The following is a 19,703-nucleotide window of genomic DNA, read 5'->3' as shown; positions in this document are numbered from 1 at the left end:
GGTCACGGATACGTGACGACCTGCCCAGATCCTCGACACCGCGGGTCCATACTTCTCGGGCCGCGCCGCCCTCGGGCCGCGCTGCTCCAGCGTCGGGGCGACCGCTCCGACCCCCGCGGGAAGGAACGACATGCAACGCACCACCTCCAGGGCCGCCGCCCTGCTCGCCGTGGGGGCGCTGGGCCTGAGCGCCTGCGCGACCGGCGGCGGCGAGACCACAGAGGGCTCGAGCAGCGGCTCGGGCAGCAGCAGCTCGGCCGCCGAGGCCTACCAGCCGAAGGAGGGGGGCGCGGGCGGTGACGTCGGCGTCTTCACCTGGTGGGCGGCCGGCTCGGAGAAGAAGGGCCTCGACGCCCTCGTCGCCGAGTACAAGAAGCAGTACCCGAACGACACCTTCGTCAACCTCGCCGTCGCCGGTGGCGCCGGCTCGAACGCGAAGGCCAAGCTCGCCTCCGACCTCAAGAACGACCAGCCCCCGGGCTCCTTCCAGGGTCACGCCGGTGCCGAGCTCACCGACTACATCGCCGCCGGCCAGATCGAGCCGGTCAACGACGTCGTCGACGCCCTCGGCGGGGACGAGGTCTTCCCGAAGGACCTCCTCGACCGGCTGAGCGTCGAGGGCAGCATCTACTCGGTGCCGAGCAACATCCACCGCGCGAACGTCGTGTGGGCCAACCCGCAGGTGCTCAAGAAGGCCGGCATCAACGAGACGCCCAAGGACATGAAGGCGTGGATCGCCGACATGGAGAAGGTCAAGAAGTCCGGCGTCGAGAACCCGCTGTCCATCGGCGGCACGTGGACCCAGGTCCAGCTCTTCGAGACCGTGCTCCTGTCCGACCTCGGCGCCGACGGCTACTCCGGACTCTTCGACGGCACGACGAAGTGGGACTCCGACGAGGTCAAGACCGCGGTCTCCGACTTCAAGACCCTGCTGTCGTACGCGAACACCGCCTCGGACGGCGACGACTGGCCGCCGGCCACCGACGCCGTCGTCGACGGCAAGGCCGCCTACAACGTCATGGGCGACTGGGCGGTCGCGCAGTTCGACGACCGCGGCGCGAAGGAGGGCGAGGACTACACCTACTTCCCCGTCCCCGGGACCGACGGCGTCTTCGACTTCCTCGCGGACTCCTTCACCCTGCCCCGCGGCACGGAGAACCCCGACGGCACCAAGGACTGGCTGATGACGGTCGGCTCCGCCGACGGCCAGAAGGCCTTCAACCTCGCCAAGGGCTCCATCCCCGCACGCACCGACGTGGCCATGGACGACTTCCCGGCCTACCAGCAGAGCGCGATGGAGGACTTCACCTCCGACACCATCGTCAGCTCGATCGCGCACGGCGCCGCCGTGCCGCTGGCGTGGAGCACCGACATCTCCACCGCGGTCGCGAAGTTCTCCTCCAGCAAGGACGAGGCGACCCTCGTCAAGGAGCTCTCGGCCGCGGCCGAGAAGAACGCCTGAGCCGACCGGCTCATCGCCCCGCGGCCGGGACGCACCCGTCCCGGCCGTGGGGCCCCCCTTCGCCATCTCCCTCACCCCTGGAGGACCCGTGCGCCGCGCCAAGAACTGGCTGCCCGGACTGCTCATGGTCACGCCGTCGATCCTGCTCATCGGCGTCTTCGTCTACTGGCTCCTCGCGCAGAACGTGTGGACCTCGCTCAACGTCTCGACCAAGCGCGCCGTCGTCGGTGGGAAGTTCGTCGAGAAGGTCCAGCACGCCGGCGGGTACAGCAACTACACCGAGCTGCTCGGCAGCGACGGCTACCAGCATGCGCTGTGGAACCTCCTCGTCCTCACCGTCGTCTTCATGGTCGGCACGATGCTCATGGGTCTGCTGTGGGCCGTGCTCCTCGAGAAGGGCGTCTCCGCCGAGGGCTTCTTCCGCTCGACCTACCTCTTCCCGATGGCCGTGAGCTTCATCGCCGCCGGTGTCGTGTGGCGCTGGCTGCTCAGCCCGGCGAAGGGGGAGGGGGCCGTCGGCCTCAACCAGCTCTTCGCCAAGCTCGGGCTGGACTCCCTGCAGTCGAGCTGGTGGTCCGGTGACGGCCGCTTCAACATGGCCGCCATGGCCCTGCCCGCGATCTGGCAGCTCTCCGGCTACGTCATGGCGCTCTTCCTCGCCGGCTTCCGCGGGATCTCCGAGGACCAGCGCGAGGCGGCCCGGATCGACGGCGCGAGCGAGTGGCAGGTCTACCGCCACGTGCTCTTCCCGCAGCTCTCGCCGATCGCGCTGTCGGCCCTGATCATCCTCGGGCACATGTCGATGAAGATGTTCGACCTCATCTACGTCATCGCCGGGCCGAGCTCGTACACGGCCTCGGTCCCCGCGACGCTCATGTGGACGCAGCTCTTCGCGCAGGACGACCCGGTCGCCGCCGCGGTCAACGCGACGATCCTGCTCGTCATCGTCGCGGTGGTCGTCGTCCCCTATCTCGTCTACACCGTCAAGGCAGAGAGCGAGCGCGACTGATGGCCGCCGACGTCACCGTCCCCGCCGAGAGCGTCAGCACCTCCGGAGTCGTCCGCGGTGGCCCCCGCCGCGACCTCGGCGCACCGGGCACCCGCAGCACCGGCCGGGCCAAGGCCGTGCGCATCGGGCTGCTCGTGCTCTTCGCCGTCCTCGTCCTCGTGCCGCTCTACGTCGTCGTCGTCACGAGCCTCAAGGGGCGCGGTGCGGTCAACCCGTCCTCCGCGTGGTCGCTGCCGACCGACCTCTCCCTCGAGGGGTGGCGCGGCGCGATCGAGCGGCTCGCCCCGGCGATGGGCCGCACCGCCGTCATGGCGGTCGTCGCGGCCGTGCTGTCCTCGGCGCTGGGCTCGATGAACGGCTTCGTCTTCGCGCGCTGGCGCTTCCCGGGCGCGCAGACCGTCTTCACCCTCTTCCTCTTCGGGATGTTCATCCCGTACCAGGCGGTGATGATCCCGCTCCAGGCGATGCTCCTCGACGTCCAGGCGGTCGCTCCGTGGTTCGACGGCATCGTCAAGCTCATCGCGGTGCACACGATCTTCGGCATCCCGATCTGCACGCTGATCTTCCGCAACTACTACGCGACGGCCGTGCCCAAGGAGATCCTCGAGGCGGCGAAGATCGACGGCGCGGGCATGTGGCGGATCTTCCGCTCGGTCGTCCTGCCCGTCTCGGCGCCGGCCTTCGTCGTCACGCTCATCTGGCAGTTCACGAGCGCGTGGAACGACTTCCTCTTCGCGCTCTTCCTCACCAACCGCAACAACGGGCCGGTCACCTACGCGCTCAACGAGCTCGCCGGCGGCCAGAACCCCGACTACGCGCAGATCATGGCCGGCGTCCTGCTCGCCTCGCTGCCCACCCTGCTCGTCTACGTCCTGCTCGGCCGCTACTTCATCGGCGGTCTGATGTCGGGCTCGGTGAAGTAGACCCGACCACGCGCGAAGGGGGCGTCCCACCGACCGGTGGGGCGCCCCCTTCGTTGTGGCGCGGCTCGGCACGACAAACCCCCGCTTCGCACGAGTCTCTTACCCATGCTGAGCCGGGGTTTATCGGGTGACCCGAGAAACTCGAGACGTGTGGGGCTTGGGGGCGCACGGGACCGAAGGGGGGGGGCAAGCGGGCGGCGACTGGGCGCCCCCTTCGTCGCGGGCAGGCTCAGCAAGACAAACCCCCGCTCGGCACGAGTCTCCTACTCGTGCTGAGCCGGGGTTTATCGGGTGACCCGAGAAACTTGGGGCAGGTGAGGTGCGAGGCGCGGGGTCAGAAGCTCACGGGTGGGACGGGGAGGGTGGGGGTGGACAGGACCTCGTCGAGGGCTCGCAGGGCGGCGGGGTCGTGGACCTCGACGAGGCCCTGGCGGGCGAGGGCGGCGAGGCGGCGGCCGCCGAGATAGGTCGCCCCGAGCACCCCGACGTCGAGCCCGAGGTCGGCGGGGTCGTCGGTGCGCGTCACCTCGGCGCGCCCGTCGCGGGCCGTCACCCGCCACCGACCGGCCTGGTCCTCGAAGAGCCCGTCCCGCACCTCGAGCACGACGTCGCAGTCGGCCGACCAGCCCCGGGCGGAGAGCGCGGCGGGCAGGTCGAGCACACGCAGCCACAGCTCGTCGCCGGTCTTGTGCACGACGGTGCGCGGGCCGCCGCACCACCACAGCAGGGCGTCGTCGGAGGTGACCCGCAGGCTCGTGCGCGTCACGAGGTCGACGGAGGTGAGTCGCCGGGCCAGGGCGAGCTGGGCCGCGCTGTCGCCCCAGGCCCACTCCTCGCAGTCGAGCGTGGCGGCGCTGCGCCCGTCCTCCCACTTGGGGCGGCGCCGCAGGATCGCGTAGCCGACGTCCTGACCGTCGCGCGCGGCGATGACGACGCGGCGCCGCTCCGTGCCCCGCAGCCGTGACGCGGGGTCGGTGTAGACGCGGGTGGCCAGCTCGAGGGTGCGCGTGACCGAGCCGACGCGGCCGGCGGCGAGAGCCCGGTGCGCGGCGTGCACCCGGGCGAGCACGTGCTCGTCGGAGAGGTCGTGCATCGAGGTCGTGATGCCCTCGGTGCTCACCCCCGGTGCGTCGAACGTCGCCCCGTGACCGAGCGAGATCTCGCCCGCGGTCGAGGCGACGGCGTAGCCGAAACGGCCGTAGATCGTCACGTCCGAGGCGTGCAGCGCGGCGAGCGCCAGGCCCTGCTCGCGGCACCAGCTGAGGTGGGCGTCCATGAGGGCGGTGAGCACGCCGGTGCGCCGGTGGTCGGGGTGCACCCCCACCCAGGTCAGCCCCGACACGGGCAGCTGCGTCGGCTCGCCGCCCGGCGCCCCCGGCACGGTGAGCTCCATCTCGAAGGCTCCCGCGATGCCGCGGTACGGCGACCCGTCGTCACCACCGGCAGCGGTGACGGCCCACCGGTGGGGGACCGCCCGCGCGTGCGACACGGCCTCGTCGAAGCCGATGTCGTCGAACCACACGAGGTCGTCGATCGCGGCGAAGCGCTCGACGTCGGGGTCGGCGGTGACGGCGTGCTGCGGGTGGGTGCTCACCCGTCCACCCTGCCCGCGCCGGGCACGGGTGTCACGCGAGTTACGGGTCAGGCGGGAGGGGTGAGCGCCTGGCGCATCGGGAGGAACTTCGCGTCCGACTCCGCCACCTCGCTCGCGGCGTCGGACCCGGCGACGATCCCGCAGCCCGCGTAGAGGCGCAGCGAGGTCGGCGAGGTCTGCGCGCCGCACCGCAGCGCGATGCCCCACTCGCCGTCGCCGGTCGCGTCCATCCAGCCCACCGGCCCGGCGTAGCGGCCGCGGTCCATCTGCTCGAGCTCGCCGATGAGCCCGTCGGCGACGGGGGTCGGCGTGCCGCACACGGCGGCGGAGGGGTGCAGCGAGGCCGCGAGCGCGAGCGAGGTCGACGTGTCGTCGACGACCCCGGCGACGTCGGTCGCGAGGTGCATGACGTTCGTCAGGTGCAGGACGAAGGGGGACTCCGGCACGTTGATCGAGGAGGTGTGCGCGGCGAGGGCGTCGGCGACCGAGCGCACGGCGTACTCGTGCTCCTCGAGGTCCTTGCTGCTGCGCGCGAGCGAGCCCGCGAGCGCGAGGTCGTGGCTGTCGTCGCCGGTGCGCCGGATCGTGCCGGCGAGCACCCGCGAGGTGACGAGGCCGCGCTCGAGGCGCACGAGCATCTCCGGGGTCGCGCCGACGAGACCGGCGACGGAGAAGACCCACGTCGTGTCGTAGTCCTGCGCGAGGCGCTGCAGCACCCATCGGGGGTCGATCCGCGAGTCGGCCTCGACGTCGAGGCTGCGGGCGAGGACGACCTTGTCGAGCTCGCCGGCGCTGATCCGCGCGACGGCCTGCTCGACGATCCCGGCCCACGAGCCGGCCGAGAGGTCGCCGTCGCTGAAGCGGATCGACTCCGGCGCGCGCGGCGCGGGGGAGGGGCGAAGGGAGATCTCGACCGCGTCGTCCACGGGGGAGGGCTTCTCGCCCTCGAGCCAGGTCGTCGTCACCCAGGCGTCCCGGCCCCGGCGGCCGACGACGACGGCGGGGACGACGAGCCGGGAGGGGGTCTGCGAGCGGGCCGAGTAGGCCATCGAGCCGAAGCAGATCGGACCGGTGCCGGGAACCTCGACCTCGTCATCGACGTCGGCGACCGCGGTGATCTCGCGCCACCAGTCCTGCGCCCGCCCGAAGCGGTCCTCGCCGGTGACCGACAGCCCGGCCACCTCGCCCCAGCCGACGAGACCCTCGCCGCGTCGCACCCACGAGAGCACCTGCGAGGTGTCGTCGGGCAGCAGGGCCAGGAGGTCACCCACCCGGGTCGCGGGCACCCGCACGGTCCGGCAGACCAGGCGCGGGGACGACGAGGGGGAGGTGCGGGCGTCGAGGCGCGCCAGGGCGGGGTCGAGGGTGGTCATCGCCCGATCAGCGTACGCCTGCCCCCGGGCGTGGCCGTCCTCACGGCCGTCCTCCTGCCCGTCCGTGCGGCAGGGTCCCGGGTGCGAGGATGGGTCCATGATCCGCGCCTCCCTCGAGAAGGACCCCAAGGACGTCGCGACGATGTTCGACGACGTCGCGAAGCGCTACGACCTCACCAACGACGTCCTCTCCCTCGGCCAGGACCGCGCGTGGCGCACGGCCGTCGTGGAGGCCGTCGACGCGCAGACCGGCGAGCGGGTCCTCGACATCGCGGCGGGCACCGCCACCTCGAGCGAGCCCTTCGCGGCCCGCGGGGTCGACGTCGTCCCCGCCGACTTCTCCCTCGGGATGCTGCGCGAGGGTCGCCGGCGCAACCCCGCGCTCGCCCTCACCGCGGCCGACGCGATGCGCCTCCCCTTCGCCGACGACACCTTCGACGCGGTGACGATGTCCTTCGGCCTGCGCAACGTCGCCGACCGGCACGTCGCGCTCGCGGAGTTCCGGCGGGTCACCCGTCCGGGGGGCCGGCTCGTCGTCTGCGAGTTCAGCGACCCCGTCGTCCCGGGCTTCCGCACGATCTACAAGCGCTACCTCATGGGCGCGCTGCCCGCCGTGGCCCGCCGGATCTCCTCCAACCCCGACTCCTACGTCTACCTCGCCGAGTCGATCCAGGCCTGGCCCGGCCAGCGCGAGCTGGCGAGCGACCTCGCCACCGCCGGCTGGCACGACGTCGAGTGGACCAACCTCTCGGCCGGGATCGTCGCCCTCCACCGCGGGATCAACCCGGCCTGACCCGACCCGGGCCCGACGGGCCAGGTTAGGACAACCTCACTGCACCCCTTCGCGACCGGCACGTACCCTGTCGTAGTTCGTGAATCCCTTCACAAGCACCCGAGGACGAGCGTGACCACCCCTGCTGACGCCCCCACCCCGCGGCTCGACGGCGACGTCGTGCACGCGGATGTCGTCGTCGTCGGCGCCGGTCCGGGGGGCAGCGCGACCGCCGCCTGGCTGGCCAAGGCCGGCCGCCGCGTCGTCCTGCTCGAGAAGACCTCCTTCCCCCGCGACAAGATCTGCGGCGACGGGCTCACCCCGCGCGCGGTCCGCCAGCTCATCCACCTCGAGGTCCCCACCGCCGAGACCGACGGCTGGGCCCACAACAAGGGCCTGCGGATCATCGGCGGCGGCATGCGCCTCCAGCTCGACTGGCCCGAGGTCGACTCCTTCCCCTCCTTCGGCATGGCCCGCGGCCGCGAGGACCTCGACGAGTACCTCGCCCGGCACGCCGAGCGCTGCGGCGCCGAGCTGGTCGAGCGGCGCAACGTCACCGAGCCCGTCCTCGACGACGACGGCCGCGTCGTCGGCGTCGTCGCGAAGGTCATGTCCGAGACCGGCCGCGCGACGGGGGAGCGGGTCACCTACCGGGCGCCCGTCGTCGTCGCCGCCGACGGCGTGAGCTCGCGCCTGGCCGTGGCCCTCGGCCGCGAGAAGCGCGAGGACCGCCCGATGGGCGTCGCGGTGCGCGCGTACTACGAGACGCCGCGCCACACGGACGACTACATGGAGTCCCACCTCGAGCTGTGGACGAAGGGGGAGGACGGCCGCGACATCCTCATGCCCGGCTACGGCTGGCTCTTCGGTCTCGGCGACGGGCGCAGCAACATCGGCCTGGGCATCCTCAACACCTCCGAGGCCTTCGGGCGCACGGACTACAAGGACGTCATGCGCCGCTGGGTGGCCTCGATGCCCGACGAGTGGGGCATCTCCGAGGCGACGATCACCGGCCCGATCAAGTCCGCGGCCCTGCCGATGGCCTTCAACCGCCAGCCGCTGTACGACCGGGGCCTGCTCCTCGTCGGCGACTCCGGCGGCATGGTCAACCCCTTCAACGGCGAGGGCATCGACTACGCCCTCGAGGCCGCCTTCGTCGCCGCCGAGGTCATCGACGAGGCGCTGCGCGCGAGCAGCCTGGCGGCCCGCGAGGCCGTGCTGCAGCGCTACGTCCTGCGGATGAAGCAGATGCACGGCGGCTACTTCCGGATCGGTGCAGAGTTCGCCAAGCTCATCGGCAAGCCGGAGATCATGCGCCTGGCGACGAAGTACGGTCTCCCCCGGACGACGCTCATGCGCTTCATGCTCAAGCTCATGGCCAACCTGCCGCAGGAGAGCGGCGGCGGCCTCGACGACCGCGTCATCCAGGCGATGACGCGCCTGGCGCCGAGCGCCTGAGGAGGCTTCGATGACGACCCCTAGGATGAATGACATGCGTCACAGCGTGCTGACGGAAAGCGAGGTCATGACGCGATGAACCCCTACATCCCGCTCGGCATCCTGCTGGCCCTGGGTCTGGGCTTCGCCCTCCTGTCGGTGGGCACCAGCCTGGTCGTCGGCCCGGCCCGGTACAACTCCGCCAAGGCCCAGGCCTACGAGTGCGGCATCCAGCCCACCCCCCAGGCCGCCGAGGGCGGCCGCTTCCCGGTGAAGTACTACCTCACCGCGATGCTCTTCATCATCTTCGACGTCGAGACGCTCTTCCTGCTGCCTTTCGCCGTCGCCTTCGACAACCTCGGCCTCTTCGCACTCGTCGAGATGGTGCTCTTCATGATCACCATCTTCGTCGCCTACGCCTACGTGTGGCGTCGCGGCGGCCTCGAGTGGGACTGACGCGAAAGGGAGCACACTGATGGGACTTGAGGAGAAGCTGCCGGCAGGGATCGCCCTGACGACGCTCGAGAACGTCGCCGGCTACATGCGCAAGGCCTCGATCTGGCCTGCGACCTTCGGCCTGGCCTGCTGCGCCATCGAGATGATGGCCGTCGGCACCCCGCACTACGACCTCGCCCGCTTCGGCATGGAGCGCTTCGCCGCGACCCCGCGCCAGGCCGACCTCATGATCGTCGCCGGCCGGGTGAGCCAGAAGATGGCCCCCGTCGTGCGCCAGGTCTACGACCAGATGGCCAACCCGAAGTGGGTCATCTCGATGGGCGTCTGCGCGAGCTCGGGCGGGATGTTCAACAACTACGCCATCGTCCAGGGCGTCGACCACATCATCCCCGTCGACATCTACCTGCCCGGCTGCCCGCCGCGCCCGGAGATGCTGCTCAACGCGATCATCGAGCTGCACGGCCAGATCCAGGGCAGCAAGCTCGGCGTCAACCGCGTCGCCGCCGCCCGCGCGGCCGAGCAGGCCGCGCTCGGCGCGACCCCGACCGAGCTGCTCGCGCCCACGCACGACCACGAGGGCCTCGTCGGAAGGAATCTCCTCGCATGAGCGAGCAGGACAAGGACACCCCGGGCACGACGGGCGACCCCGTGCGCCCCGAGGGCGCGGGCCTGACCGGCACCGGCAACCCCGACCTGCCGCCCGTGAGCGGGCTGCAGGGCGAGCAGCGCCCCGTCGAGCGGACCAACGTCGTCGCCGACGCGCCGTCGGCCACCCCGCAGCAGAGCTCGGGCCAGGGCCCCGGCGACGGCACGACCCGCTCGACCGCGGGCGACCCCGCCGGCGCGGTCGTCGTCGGCGAGCGCACCGGCATGTTCGGCGCGGCGAAGGGGGGAGACACCTCCGGCTACGGCGGCCTGCGCTCCCCGATCCTCTTCCCGGGCGCCGCCGAGCGGCCCTACGGCAGCTACTTCGACGAGGTCGTCGACCACCTGCAGGACGCGACCGGCGGCACGCCGGTGCGCAGCGTCGTCGTCGACCGCGGCGAGCTGACCCTCCACGTCGCACCGGCCGAGCTGCCCTCGGTCATGCAGGCGCTGCGCGACGACCCCCGGCTGCGCTTCGAGATGTGCGTGTCGGTCTCCGGTGTGCACCACCCCCAGCAGGTCGGCGAGGAGCTCCACGCCGTCTACCACCTGCTCTCCATCACCCACGGCGGTCGCCGGGTGCGCGTCGAGGTGGCCGTCCCCGACGCCGACCCGCGGATCCCGAGCATCGTCCACGTCTACCCCGCCGCCGACTGGCACGAGCGCGAGACGTGGGACATGTTCGGCATCCTCTTCGAGGGCCGACCGGACCTCACCCGGATCCTCATGCCGGACGACTGGCCCGGTCACCCCCAGCGCAAGGACTACCCGCTCGGCGGCGTGCCCGTCGAGTACAAGGGCGGCACCGTGCCGCCGCCGGACCAGCGGAGGTCGTACAGCTGATGAGTGCTCAAACCTTCCACGCGACCGGCGCCGCCGACGAGGCGACGCAGGGCTACGTCGTCGACGTCTCCGGCGGAGACTGGGACGAGCAGATCGGCGAGCTCGGGATGCACCCCGAGGAGCGGATCGTCGTCAACATGGGCCCGCAGCACCCGTCGACCCACGGCGTGCTCCGGCTCATCCTCGAGCTCGACGGCGAGACGGTGACCGAGACCCGCGCGGGCATCGGCTACCTCCACACGGGCATCGAGAAGAACATGGAGTTCCGCACCTGGACCCAGGGCGTGACCTTCTGCACCCGCATGGACTACCTCACCCCGATGTTCCAGGAGGCGGCCTACTGCCTGGCCATCGAGCGCCTCCTCGGCATCGAGGAGCAGATCCCCGAGCGCGCGAGCGCGATCCGGGTGCTCATGATGGAGCTCACCCGCATCTCCTCCCACCTCATCGCCATGGGCACCGGCGGCATGGAGATGGGCGCGACGACGGTCATGACGATCGGCTTCCGCGAGCGCGAGCGGATCCTGTCGATCATCGAGAACATCACCGGCCTGCGGATGAACAACGCCTACATCCGTCCCGGCGGCGTCGCCCAGGACCTGCCGCACGGCGCGATCGACAAGATCCGCGAGAACGTGCCGCTCATCCGCCAGGGCATCCACGAGCTGGAGAAGCTCCTCCTCGAGGCCCCGATCCTCAAGGGCCGCACGAAGGGGGTCGGCTACCTCAGCCTCACCGGCTGCATGGCGCTCGGCATCACCGGTCCCGTGCTGCGCTCGGCGGGCCTGCCCCACGACCTGCGCAAGCTCAGCCCCTACTGCGGGTACGAGAAGTACGACTTCGACGTCATCACCCGCACCGGTGCCGACTCCTACGACCGGCTGTGCATCCGTCTCGACGAGATCCACCAGAGCCTGCGGATCATCGAGCAGGTCACCGACGAGCTCCAGGCCAACCCCGGCCCGGTCATGGTCGAGGACAAGAAGATCGCGTGGCCCTCGCAGCTCGCGGTCGGTGGCGACGGCATGGGCAACAGCCTCGAGCACATCCGCACGATCATGGGCACCTCGATGGAGGCGCTCATCCACCACTTCAAGCTCGTCACCGAGGGCTTCCGGGTCCCGCCGGGCCAGGCGTACGTCGCCGTCGAGTCGCCGAAGGGCGAGCTCGGCTGCCACCTCGTCTCCGACGGCGGCACCCGCCCCTACCGGGCGCACTTCCGCGACCCGAGCTTCAACAACCTGCAGGCCACCGCGGCGATGTGCGAGGGCGGCAACCTCGCCGACGTCATCGTCGCCGTCGCCTCGCTCGACCCCGTCATGGGAGGCGTGGACCGCTGATGTCCGGCAACTTCGCAGAGCAGACCGCCTCGGGGCACCTCCACGTCCCGAGCGAGAGCAAGGAGCCCTACCCGGCCGAGGTGCTCGAGCAGCTGGCCGCCGAGGCCGAGCTCGTCGTCGCGCGCTACCCGCAGAAGCGCTCCGCGCTGCTGCCGCTGCTGCACCTCGTCCAGTCCGTCGACGGCTACATCACCGGTCGTGGCATCGAGTTCTGCGCCGAGACCCTCGAGCTCACCACGGCCGAGGTCTCCGGCGTCGCGACCTTCTACACCCAGTACAAGCGGCACCCCAACGGCGAGTACACCGTCGGCGTCTGCACGAACACCCTGTGCGCGATCATGGGCGGCGACCAGATCTGGGACGAGGTCTCCGAGCACCTCGGCATCGGCCACGACGAGACGACCGCCGACGGCAAGATCACCCTCGAGCGCGTCGAGTGCAACGCGGCGTGCGACTACGCGCCCGTCGTCATGGCGAACTGGGAGTTCTTCGACAACCAGACCCCCGCCTCGACCGTCGAGCTCGTCGACGCCCTGCGCGCCGGCGAGAGCGTCGCCCCGAGCCGCGGGCCCTCGCGCGTGTGCACCTTCAAGCAGGTCTCCCGCGTCCTCGCCGGCTTCTCCGACGGTCTCGCCGACGAGGGCGTCGGGGCCGGGCCGGCCTCCCTTCGCGGTGTCGAGATCGCCCGGCGCGAGGGCTGGACCGCCCCCGGCGGGTCCGACGCCACGAGCACCTCCGCCAGCGCGGACGCGCCGGGCGGCGTGGCGCAGGGCGCCTACGGCTCGGTCAACGCGCCGGCCAACGAGCCCGACGAGAAGCCGGGCGGCGAGGACGCTCGCTCGGCGGAGGCGACGAAGATCGCCGACGACGACAACAAGGCCGAGGGGGAGTAGACGATGAGCACTCAGCTGACCCCGATCCTCACGAAGTTCTGGGACGAGCCGCAGTCCTGGACGCTGGAGACCTACGAGCGCAACGAGGGCTACCAGGCCCTGCGCACCGCGCTCACCATGGACCCAGCCGACCTCGTGCAGATGACGAAGGACTCCGGTCTGCGCGGCCGTGGCGGCGCCGGCTTCCCCACGGGCATGAAGTGGGGCTTCCTGCCGCCGCCGGACGGCGGCCCCCGCTACCTCGTCGTCAACGCCGACGAGTCCGAGCCGGGCACGTGCAAGGACATCCCGCTCATGATGGCGGCGCCGCAGTTCCTCATCGAAGGGGTGGCCATCACCTCCTTCGCCATCGGCTGCAACCACGCCTTCATCTACCTGCGCGGCGAGGTCGTCCACGTCTACCGCCGACTGCTGCGCGCGGTCGAGGAGGCGTACGCCGCGGGCTACCTCGGCAAGGACATCCTCGGCTCGGGCTTCGACCTCGACGTCACCGTGCACGCCGGCGCCGGCGCGTACATCTGCGGCGAGGAGACCGCGCTGCTCGACAGCCTCGAGGGCCGTCGCGGGCAGCCGCGCCTCAAGCCCCCCTTCCCGGCCGTCGCGGGCCTCTACGCCCGCCCGACGGTCGTCAACAACGTCGAGTCCATCGCCTCCGTGCCGCCGATCCTGCTCCACGGCGCCGAGTGGTTCTCCGACATGGGCACCGAGAAGTCCCAGGGCTTCGGCATCTTCAGCCTCTCCGGGCACGTGAAGAACCCCGGCCAGTACGAGGCCCCGCTGGGCATCACCCTGCGCGAGCTCATCGACATGGCCGGCGGCATGCGCGACCCGAGCAAGAAGCTGAAGTTCTGGACCCCGGGCGGGTCCTCGACGCCGATCTTCACCGACGAGCACCTCGACGTGCCGCTGGACTTCGAGTCCGTCGCCGCGGCCGGCTCGATGCTCGGCACGCGCGCGCTGCAGATCTTCGACGAGACGGTCTCCGTCGTGCGCGCGGTCTCGCGCTGGATCGACTTCTACCGGCACGAGTCCTGCGGCAAGTGCACCCCGTGCCGTGAGGGCACGTGGTGGCTCGCCCAGATCCTCGAGCGCATCGAGCACGGCCAGGGCACCCCGGAGGACATCGACAAGCTCGTCGACATCTGCGACAACATCCTCGGCCGCAGCTTCTGCGCGCTCGGGGACGGCGCGACGAGCCCGGTGACCTCGGCGGTCCAGTACTTCCGCGAGGAGTTCGAGGCCGGCTGCCACACGCCGGCCGCCGAGCTCTTCCCCCCGGCCGCGTCCGTGCTCTTCTCCCAGAACGACACTGCGAAGGTGACCGCATGACCGTCACGAGCGACAAGAGCTCGGCCGCCGCGAAGCCGGCGGTCGAGACCGTCGAGCTCACCATCGACGGGGTCGAGGTCTCTGTCCCCAAGGACACCCTCATCATCCGTGCCGCCGAGCAGGTCGGCATCGAGATCCCGCGCTTCTGCGACCACCCGGGCCTGGACCCGGTCGGGGCCTGCCGGCAGTGCCTCGTCGAGGTCGCGATGCCCGACCGCGAGGGCAACGTCAAGCCGATGCCCAAGCCGCAGGCGTCGTGCACGATGACCGTCGCCCCGGGCATGGAGGTCAAGACCCAGCTCACCTCGCCCGTCGCCGACAAGGCGCAGCAGGGCGTCATGGAGCTGCTCCTCGTCAACCACCCGCTCGACTGCCCGGTGTGCGACAAGGGCGGCGAGTGCCCCCTGCAGAACCAGGCGATGAGCCACGGCCGGGCCACGTCTCGCTTCGAGGACGTCAAGCGCACCTATCCCAAGCCGATCAACATCTCCAGCCAGGTGCTGCTCGACCGCGAGCGCTGTGTCCTGTGCGCCCGGTGCACCCGCTTCTCCGACCAGGTCGCCGGTGACCCCTTCATCGCCCTCGTCGAGCGCGGCGCGCTGCAGCAGGTCGGCATCTACGAGGAGCAACCCTTCGAGAGCTACTTCTCGGGCAACACCGTGCAGATCTGCCCGGTCGGCGCGCTCACCGGGGCGGCCTACCGCTTCCGCTCGCGCCCCTTCGACCTCGTCTCCACCCCGACGACCTGCGAGCACTGCGCCAGCGGCTGCTCGCTGCGCACCGACCACCGCCGCGGCACCGTGCTGCGCCGCATGGCCGCCGCGGACCCGGCCGTCAACGAGGAGTGGAACTGCGACAAGGGCCGCTGGGCCTTCACCTACGCCACCACCGGCGACCGGATCGAGCTGCCGATGATCCGCGAGGACGGCGAGCTGCGGGTCGCGTCGTGGCGCGAGGCCCTCGCGGCCGCGGCCGACGGACTGCGTGCCGCCCGCGGCGCCGGCGTCCTCGTCGGTGGTCGCGTGAGCACCGAGGACGCCTACTCGTACGCGAAGTTCGCCCGGGTCGTCCTCGGCACGAACGACGTCGACTTCCGCGCCCGGCCGCACTCGGCCGAGGAGGCCGACTTCCTCGCCGCGCACGTCATCGGCTCCACGCCGCAGACCGGCGGGGTCACCTACGACGACCTCGGCTCGGCCTCCTCGGTCGTCCTCGTCGGGCTCGAGCCCGAGGAGGAGAGCCCCATCGTCTTCCTGCGGCTGCGCCGCGGGTACCGCAAGGCCAAGACGTCGGTCTACTCCGTCGCGCCCCTGGCCACCCGCGGGCTCGAGAAGCTCGGCGGCACGCTCATCCCGAGCGCCCCCGGCACCGAGACCGAGGTGCTGCGCGCGCTCGCGGGCGAGGGCACGACCGAGCAGATGGGCGGGGACGCCTTCGCCGCGGCCCGCACGGCGCTGCGCGAGCCGGGGACGGTCGTCCTCGTCGGCGAGCGCCTGGCCACCGTGCCCGGTGCCCTCTCCGCCGCGGCCGAGCTGGCCGAGGCCTCCGGCGCCCGTCTGGCCTGGGTGCCGCGTCGCGCCGGTGAGCGCGGTGCGCTCGAGGCCGGCGCCCTCCCGGGCCTGCTGCCCGGTGGCCGCGCCGCCACCTCCGCCGCCGACCGCGCCGAGGTCGCCGCCGCCTGGCAGACCGAGCGCGAGCTGCCCGACAGCTCCGGCCGCGACACCGCCGGCATGCTCGAGGCCGCCGCGATCGGCCGCCTCGACGCGCTGCTCGTCGCGGGCGTCGACGTCGACGACATCGGTCACGCCGACGGCCGGGCCGCGCTGGAGCGCGCCTTCGTCGTCTCGCTCGAGATGCGTCCGAGCACGGTGACCGAGCACGCCGACGTCGTCCTGCCGATCGCGCCCCACGCCGAGAGCGAGGGGACCTTCCTGGACTGGGAGGGCCGCGAGCGCCCCTTCGCCGCCGCGCTGGACACGACCGCGATGGGCGACCACCGCGTGCTGTCGATGCTCGCCGACGAGATGGGCGTCTTCCTCGGCACCCGCACCGTGGGCGAGGTGCGCCGCGAGCTCGCGACGCTGCCGGCCCGCACGACGGCCCCGACCTCGGCGCCCGCGCCGGCCGCGCCGGTCTCCGTCCCGCAGCCGGGCCCGGGCCAGTTCGTCCTCGCGACCTGGCACCACCTGCTCGACCGCGGCTCGCTGCAGGACGGGGAGCCCTTCCTCGCCGGCACCGCGCCGACGCCGCGAGCCCTCATGTCGCCGGTGAGCGCGCAGTCCCTCGGCGTCGTGCCGGGCGACCTCGTCACCGTCACCGGTGACGGCGTGCGGGTCACCGCACCGGTCCACATCACGGAGATGGTCGACCACGTCGTGTGGCTGCCGACCCGCTCCGAGGGCTGCGACCTCCGATCCCTGGCTGCCCGCTCGGGCGCCGTCGTCACCGTGACCCCAGGTGGTGCCGCATGATCGACCTCGCCTACCTCGTCACCGAGGTCAACCCCTCGGTGCCGCGGGCAGACTTCAGCGACACCCCGGTGTGGCTCTCGCTCGTCAAGGCGCTCTTCCTCTTCGTCTACCTGCTGCTCTCGGTGCTGCTCGTCATCTGGTTCGAGCGCCGCGTCATCGGCCGGATGCAGCAGCGTCCCGGCCCGAACCGCAACGGCCCCTTCGGCCTGCTGCAGACGCTGGCCGACGGCATGAAGTCGATGCTCAAGGAGGACGTTCGGCCCAAGGCCGCCGACGCCCTGATCTTCACGATCGCGCCGATCATCTTCGCGACGATGGCCTTCGTCTCCTTCGCGATCATGCCCATGGGCGGCGACGTGAGCATGTTCGGCCACCGCACCCCGCTGCAGCTGACCGACCTGCCGGTCGCGAGCCTGCTCGTCCTCGCCGTCGCCGGCGTCGCCGCGTACGGCATCGTCCTCGCGGGCTGGTCCTCCGGCTCGACCTACCCGCTCCTCGGCGGGCTGCGCGCGACGGCGCAGATCATCTCCTACGAGATCGCCATGGGCCTCTCGCTCGTCGCCGTCTTCCTCTACGCGGGGTCGATGAGCACGAGCCAGATCGTCTACGCGCAGCGCGACCTGTGGTTCATCATCCCGGCGTGCGTCTCCTTCGTCATCTACGTCATCACGATGGTCGGCGAGACCAACCGTCTGCCGGTCGACCTCGCCGAGGGCGAGGGCGAGATCGTCGGCGGCTACTTCACCGAGTACTCCGGCATGCGCTTCGCGATGTTCTTCCTCGGCGAGTACATCAACATGTTCACCGTCTCCGCGCTGGCGACGACGCTCTTCCTCGGCGGCCCCGCGGCCCCTCCCGGCATCGCGGCGATCGGCGACGGCATGCTCGACCAGGGCTGGTGGGGCGTGCTGTGGTTCACCGCCAAGCTGTGGGTCTTCATGTTCTTCTTCGTCTGGCTGCGCGGCTCGCTGCCCCGCACCCGGTACGACCAGTTCATGCGCTTCGGCTGGAAGTTCCTCATCCCCGTCGCGCTCGTCTGGGTCATCGCGGTCGCCTTCATGCGCGCCGCGAGCCCCGAGCTGGGCTACTTCGGCGACGGCACCGTGAGCCTGCTCGGCCGCGAGATCTCCATCGCCTCGCTCGTCGTCGTCGGCTTCATCGCCGTCCTCGTCCTCGGCGGGACGTGGCTGTGGGAGACCCGCGTCGAGAAGCGCACGGCCGCGGAGCAGGAGGCGGCGCACGTCCCCGACGAGGTCGACCCCTTCGCCGGCGGCTACCCCGTGCCGCCGCTGCCCGGCCAGCGGCTCGTCGAGCCCGACCGTCGCGGCGCGACGGCCCTGGCCGACGCCCCCGCGAGCACCGACACCACCACGAGCACCGAGAAGGAGCAGCACCGTGGCTGACGAGAGCAAGGGCGGGTTCTTCTCGGACCTCTTCGCACCGGTCGCCGGCTTCGGCGTGACCTTCGCGACGATGTTCCGCAAGGTCGCCACCCAGGAGTACCCCGAGGTCAAGTGGCCCACCCAGCCGCGCTTCCACGGCCGCCACCAGCTCAACCGTCACCCCGACGGTCTCGAGAAGTGCGTCGGCTGCGAGCTGTGCGCGTGGGCCTGCCCGGCCGACGCGATCATGGTCGAGGGCGAGAGCAACGACGACGCGTCGGGCCTGCGCTTCAGCCCCGGCGAGCGCTACGGGCGGATCTACCAGATCAACTACCTGCGCTGCATCTTCTGCGGGCTGTGCATCGAGGCCTGCCCGACGCGCGCGCTGACGATGACCAACGAGTACGAGCTCGCGGACAACAACCGCGCCGACCTCATCTTCACCAAGGAGCAGCTGCTCGCCCCGATCCAGCAGGGGATGGTGCCCGCACCGCACCCCATGGTCGAGGGCCTCGAGGAGCGCGACTACTACCAGGGCAAGGTCACGGCGGCCACGCCGGAGCAGACCCGGTGGGCGCAGGAGCACCACGCCGCCGCGACGGCGCAGGAGGGCCAGTCATGATGTCCACGGGCGAAGGGGTGACCTTCTGGGTCCTCGCCGTCATCGCCACCGTCGCCGCGTGCGGGCTGCTCTTCGCCCGCAAGGCCGTCCACGCCGCTCTCGGCATGGTCGTGACGATGATCTGCCTCGGCATGCTCTACCTCGTCACCCTCGAGGCGCCGCTGCTCGGCGTCGTGCACATCTTCGTGTACACGGGCGCGGTGATGATGCTCTTCCTCTTCGTCGTCATGCTCGTCGGCGTCGACCACTCCGACAGCGTCGTCGAGACGCTCAAGGGCCACCGCCTGGCGACCGTCGTGCTCACCCTCGGCATCGTCGGCCTGCTCGTCTCCGCCGTCCGCCGCGTCAGCTACACCGCGACGCCGAGCCTGGCGGAGGTCAACGCCGACCCGGGCAACGTCAACGCCATGGCGAACTACATCTTCGGTCGGTACGTGTGGGTCTTCGAGACCACCTCCGCGCTGCTCATCACCGCCGCGCTCGGCGCGATGGTCCTCGCCTACCGCGAGCGCCTCGCCCCCAAGCCGACGCAGCGCGCGTGGAGCGAGCGTCGCTTCAAGGAGGGCAAGCACCTCGCCGGTCTGCCCGTGCCCGGCGTCTACGCCCGGCACAACGCCGTCGACACCCCGGCGCTGCTGCCCGACGGCAGCATCTCCGAGCTGTCCATCAACAAGGTCCTCGCGGCCCGCGACCAGGTCACCGTGCCCACCCGGTACACCGAGCTCGAGGCGCGCACCGAGGACGAGATCGAGGAGGGCGGCCGCCGATGACCTACATGGCCTACATCTACCTCGCGTCGGTCCTCTTCGCCATCGGCGGGGCCACGGTGCTGCTGCGCCGCAACGCGATCATCGTCTTCATGGGCGTCGAGCTCATGCTCAACGCCGCCAACCTCGTCTTCGTCACCTTCGCGCGCATGCACGGGACGGTCGAGGGGCAGGCCATCGCCCTCTTCGTCATGGTCGTCGCCGCCTGCGAGGTCGTCGTCGGCCTGGCGATCATCATGGCGATCTTCCGTGCCCGCCGGTCGGCCTCGGTCGACGACGCCAACCTGCTGAAGCTGTAAGGAGCCCTTGGTGCCCAACCAGATCCTGGTCTCCCTCACGACCGAAGGGTCGGCCGCTGCCCACGCAGCGACCGGTCTGACGGCCT

The 19,703-nt window shown here is 71.4% G+C and carries 18 protein-coding genes; 16 read left to right on the top strand and 2 right to left on the bottom strand.

The annotated features are described in order from the left end of the window. The first annotated feature begins 130 nt into the window (after window positions 1–130). From EEW87_RS08845 to EEW87_RS08835, 3 genes are all read left to right on the top strand, one after another. The gene (locus tag EEW87_RS08845) at window positions 131–1,462 is read left to right on the top strand and encodes an ABC transporter substrate-binding protein (RefSeq protein ID WP_068276832.1); all 1,332 of its coding nucleotides are present in this window, start codon (window positions 131–133) and stop codon (window positions 1,460–1,462) included. Between the two features lie 88 nt (window positions 1,463–1,550). Further along, entirely contained in the window at window positions 1,551–2,471 is a 921-nt protein-coding gene (locus EEW87_RS08840) for a carbohydrate ABC transporter permease (RefSeq protein ID WP_123092302.1), read from the top strand. Further along, the gene (locus EEW87_RS08835) at window positions 2,471–3,394 is read left to right on the top strand and encodes a carbohydrate ABC transporter permease (protein WP_083968986.1); all 924 of its coding nucleotides are present in this window, start codon (window positions 2,471–2,473) and stop codon (window positions 3,392–3,394) included. The genes EEW87_RS08840 and EEW87_RS08835 overlap by 1 nt, the downstream gene beginning before the upstream one ends. 334 nt (window positions 3,395–3,728) lie before the next feature. Here EEW87_RS08835 and EEW87_RS08830 read toward each other — a convergent pair whose 3' ends face one another. Further along, window positions 3,729–4,988, bottom strand: a complete 1,260-nt coding sequence (locus EEW87_RS08830; RefSeq protein WP_163562404.1) for a GNAT family N-acetyltransferase — start codon at window positions 4,986–4,988, stop codon at window positions 3,729–3,731. 47 nt (window positions 4,989–5,035) lie between these two features. Further along, window positions 5,036–6,361 (bottom strand): isochorismate synthase, encoded by a 1,326-nt coding sequence (locus EEW87_RS08825; RefSeq protein WP_123092300.1) that lies wholly within the window; start codon window positions 6,359–6,361, stop codon window positions 5,036–5,038. A gap of 97 nt (window positions 6,362–6,458) precedes the next feature. Between EEW87_RS08825 and EEW87_RS08820 the strand changes: the two genes are divergently transcribed. From EEW87_RS08820 to nuoK, 13 genes are all read left to right on the top strand, one after another. Beyond that, window positions 6,459–7,154, top strand: coding sequence for a demethylmenaquinone methyltransferase (locus tag EEW87_RS08820; RefSeq protein WP_123092299.1), 696 nt, complete (start codon window positions 6,459–6,461; stop codon window positions 7,152–7,154). Between the two features lie 111 nt (window positions 7,155–7,265). Then, a complete protein-coding gene (locus tag EEW87_RS08815) occupies window positions 7,266–8,591 on the top strand; it encodes a geranylgeranyl reductase family protein (RefSeq protein WP_068276846.1) in 1,326 nt (441 codons plus the stop codon). 75 nt (window positions 8,592–8,666) lie between these two features. Continuing rightward, window positions 8,667–9,026, top strand: a complete 360-nt coding sequence (locus EEW87_RS08810; RefSeq protein ID WP_068276849.1) for an NADH-quinone oxidoreductase subunit A — start codon at window positions 8,667–8,669, stop codon at window positions 9,024–9,026. 19 nt (window positions 9,027–9,045) lie between these two features. After that, a complete protein-coding gene (locus tag EEW87_RS08805) occupies window positions 9,046–9,633 on the top strand; it encodes a NuoB/complex I 20 kDa subunit family protein (protein WP_123092298.1) in 588 nt (195 codons plus the stop codon). Beyond that, complete coding sequence (locus EEW87_RS08800; protein ID WP_083968989.1) at window positions 9,630–10,514, top strand: NADH-quinone oxidoreductase subunit C; 885 nt, start codon at window positions 9,630–9,632, stop codon at window positions 10,512–10,514. Before EEW87_RS08805 ends, EEW87_RS08800 begins: the two co-directional genes overlap by 4 nt. Further along, a complete protein-coding gene (locus tag EEW87_RS08795; protein ID WP_068276855.1) occupies window positions 10,514–11,854 on the top strand; it encodes an NADH-quinone oxidoreductase subunit D in 1,341 nt (446 codons plus the stop codon). Before EEW87_RS08800 ends, EEW87_RS08795 begins: the two co-directional genes overlap by 1 nt. Beyond that, window positions 11,854–12,747: an NADH-quinone oxidoreductase subunit NuoE gene (gene nuoE, locus EEW87_RS08790; RefSeq protein ID WP_068276858.1), complete on the top strand. Its 894-nt coding sequence runs from the start codon at window positions 11,854–11,856 to the stop codon at window positions 12,745–12,747. Before EEW87_RS08795 ends, nuoE begins: the two co-directional genes overlap by 1 nt. A gap of 3 nt (window positions 12,748–12,750) precedes the next feature. Continuing rightward, window positions 12,751–14,076: an NADH-quinone oxidoreductase subunit NuoF gene (gene nuoF / locus EEW87_RS08785; RefSeq protein ID WP_123092297.1), complete on the top strand. Its 1,326-nt coding sequence runs from the start codon at window positions 12,751–12,753 to the stop codon at window positions 14,074–14,076. Further along, window positions 14,073–16,547, top strand: a complete 2,475-nt coding sequence (locus EEW87_RS08780) for an NADH-quinone oxidoreductase subunit G (RefSeq protein WP_123092296.1) — start codon at window positions 14,073–14,075, stop codon at window positions 16,545–16,547. The genes nuoF and EEW87_RS08780 overlap by 4 nt, the downstream gene beginning before the upstream one ends. Beyond that, the gene (gene nuoH / locus EEW87_RS08775; RefSeq protein WP_123092295.1) at window positions 16,544–17,950 is read left to right on the top strand and encodes an NADH-quinone oxidoreductase subunit NuoH; all 1,407 of its coding nucleotides are present in this window, start codon (window positions 16,544–16,546) and stop codon (window positions 17,948–17,950) included. Before EEW87_RS08780 ends, nuoH begins: the two co-directional genes overlap by 4 nt. Further along, window positions 17,943–18,551 carry an NADH-quinone oxidoreductase subunit NuoI gene (gene nuoI, locus EEW87_RS08770; RefSeq protein WP_068276870.1) on the top strand — a complete coding sequence of 203 codons (609 nt, stop codon included), beginning with the start codon at window positions 17,943–17,945 and terminating at the stop codon, window positions 18,549–18,551. The genes nuoH and nuoI overlap by 8 nt, the downstream gene beginning before the upstream one ends. Then, on the top strand, window positions 18,548–19,321 hold the full coding sequence (locus EEW87_RS08765) for an NADH-quinone oxidoreductase subunit J (RefSeq protein WP_123092294.1): 774 nt from the start codon (window positions 18,548–18,550) through the stop codon (window positions 19,319–19,321). Before nuoI ends, EEW87_RS08765 begins: the two co-directional genes overlap by 4 nt. Beyond that, window positions 19,318–19,617, top strand: coding sequence for an NADH-quinone oxidoreductase subunit NuoK (gene nuoK, locus EEW87_RS08760; RefSeq protein WP_068276877.1), 300 nt, complete (start codon window positions 19,318–19,320; stop codon window positions 19,615–19,617). Before EEW87_RS08765 ends, nuoK begins: the two co-directional genes overlap by 4 nt. Window positions 19,618–19,703 lie beyond the last annotated feature (86 nt).

Source organism: Janibacter melonis (genome assembly GCF_003721155.3).
In the GTDB taxonomy this organism is placed as follows: domain Bacteria; phylum Actinomycetota; class Actinomycetes; order Actinomycetales; family Dermatophilaceae; genus Marihabitans; species Marihabitans melonis.
This window is presented reverse-complemented; position numbering and strand designations above follow the sequence as displayed.

What these genes read in the sequence shown, in the direction of transcription:
- EEW87_RS08845 (WP_068276832.1), top strand. Translation starts at nt 131, where the DNA reads ATGCAACGCACCACCTCCAGGGCCGCCGCCCTGCTCGCCGTGGGGGCG.
- EEW87_RS08835 (WP_083968986.1), top strand. Translation starts at nt 2,471, where the DNA reads ATGGCCGCCGACGTCACCGTCCCCGCCGAGAGCGTCAGCACCTCCGGA.
- EEW87_RS08825 (WP_123092300.1), bottom strand. Translation starts at nt 6,361, where the DNA reads ATGACCACCCTCGACCCCGCCCTGGCGCGCCTCGACGCCCGCACCTCC.
- EEW87_RS08820 (WP_123092299.1), top strand. Translation starts at nt 6,459, where the DNA reads ATGATCCGCGCCTCCCTCGAGAAGGACCCCAAGGACGTCGCGACGATG.
- EEW87_RS08810 (WP_068276849.1), top strand. Translation starts at nt 8,667, where the DNA reads ATGAACCCCTACATCCCGCTCGGCATCCTGCTGGCCCTGGGTCTGGGC.
- EEW87_RS08805 (WP_123092298.1), top strand. Translation starts at nt 9,046, where the DNA reads ATGGGACTTGAGGAGAAGCTGCCGGCAGGGATCGCCCTGACGACGCTC.
- EEW87_RS08800 (WP_083968989.1), top strand. Translation starts at nt 9,630, where the DNA reads ATGAGCGAGCAGGACAAGGACACCCCGGGCACGACGGGCGACCCCGTG.
- EEW87_RS08795 (WP_068276855.1), top strand. Translation starts at nt 10,514, where the DNA reads ATGAGTGCTCAAACCTTCCACGCGACCGGCGCCGCCGACGAGGCGACG.
- nuoE (WP_068276858.1), top strand. Translation starts at nt 11,854, where the DNA reads ATGTCCGGCAACTTCGCAGAGCAGACCGCCTCGGGGCACCTCCACGTC.
- nuoF (WP_123092297.1), top strand. Translation starts at nt 12,751, where the DNA reads ATGAGCACTCAGCTGACCCCGATCCTCACGAAGTTCTGGGACGAGCCG.
- EEW87_RS08780 (WP_123092296.1), top strand. Translation starts at nt 14,073, where the DNA reads ATGACCGTCACGAGCGACAAGAGCTCGGCCGCCGCGAAGCCGGCGGTC.
- nuoH (WP_123092295.1), top strand. Translation starts at nt 16,544, where the DNA reads ATGATCGACCTCGCCTACCTCGTCACCGAGGTCAACCCCTCGGTGCCG.
- EEW87_RS08765 (WP_123092294.1), top strand. Translation starts at nt 18,548, where the DNA reads ATGATGTCCACGGGCGAAGGGGTGACCTTCTGGGTCCTCGCCGTCATC.
- nuoK (WP_068276877.1), top strand. Translation starts at nt 19,318, where the DNA reads ATGACCTACATGGCCTACATCTACCTCGCGTCGGTCCTCTTCGCCATC.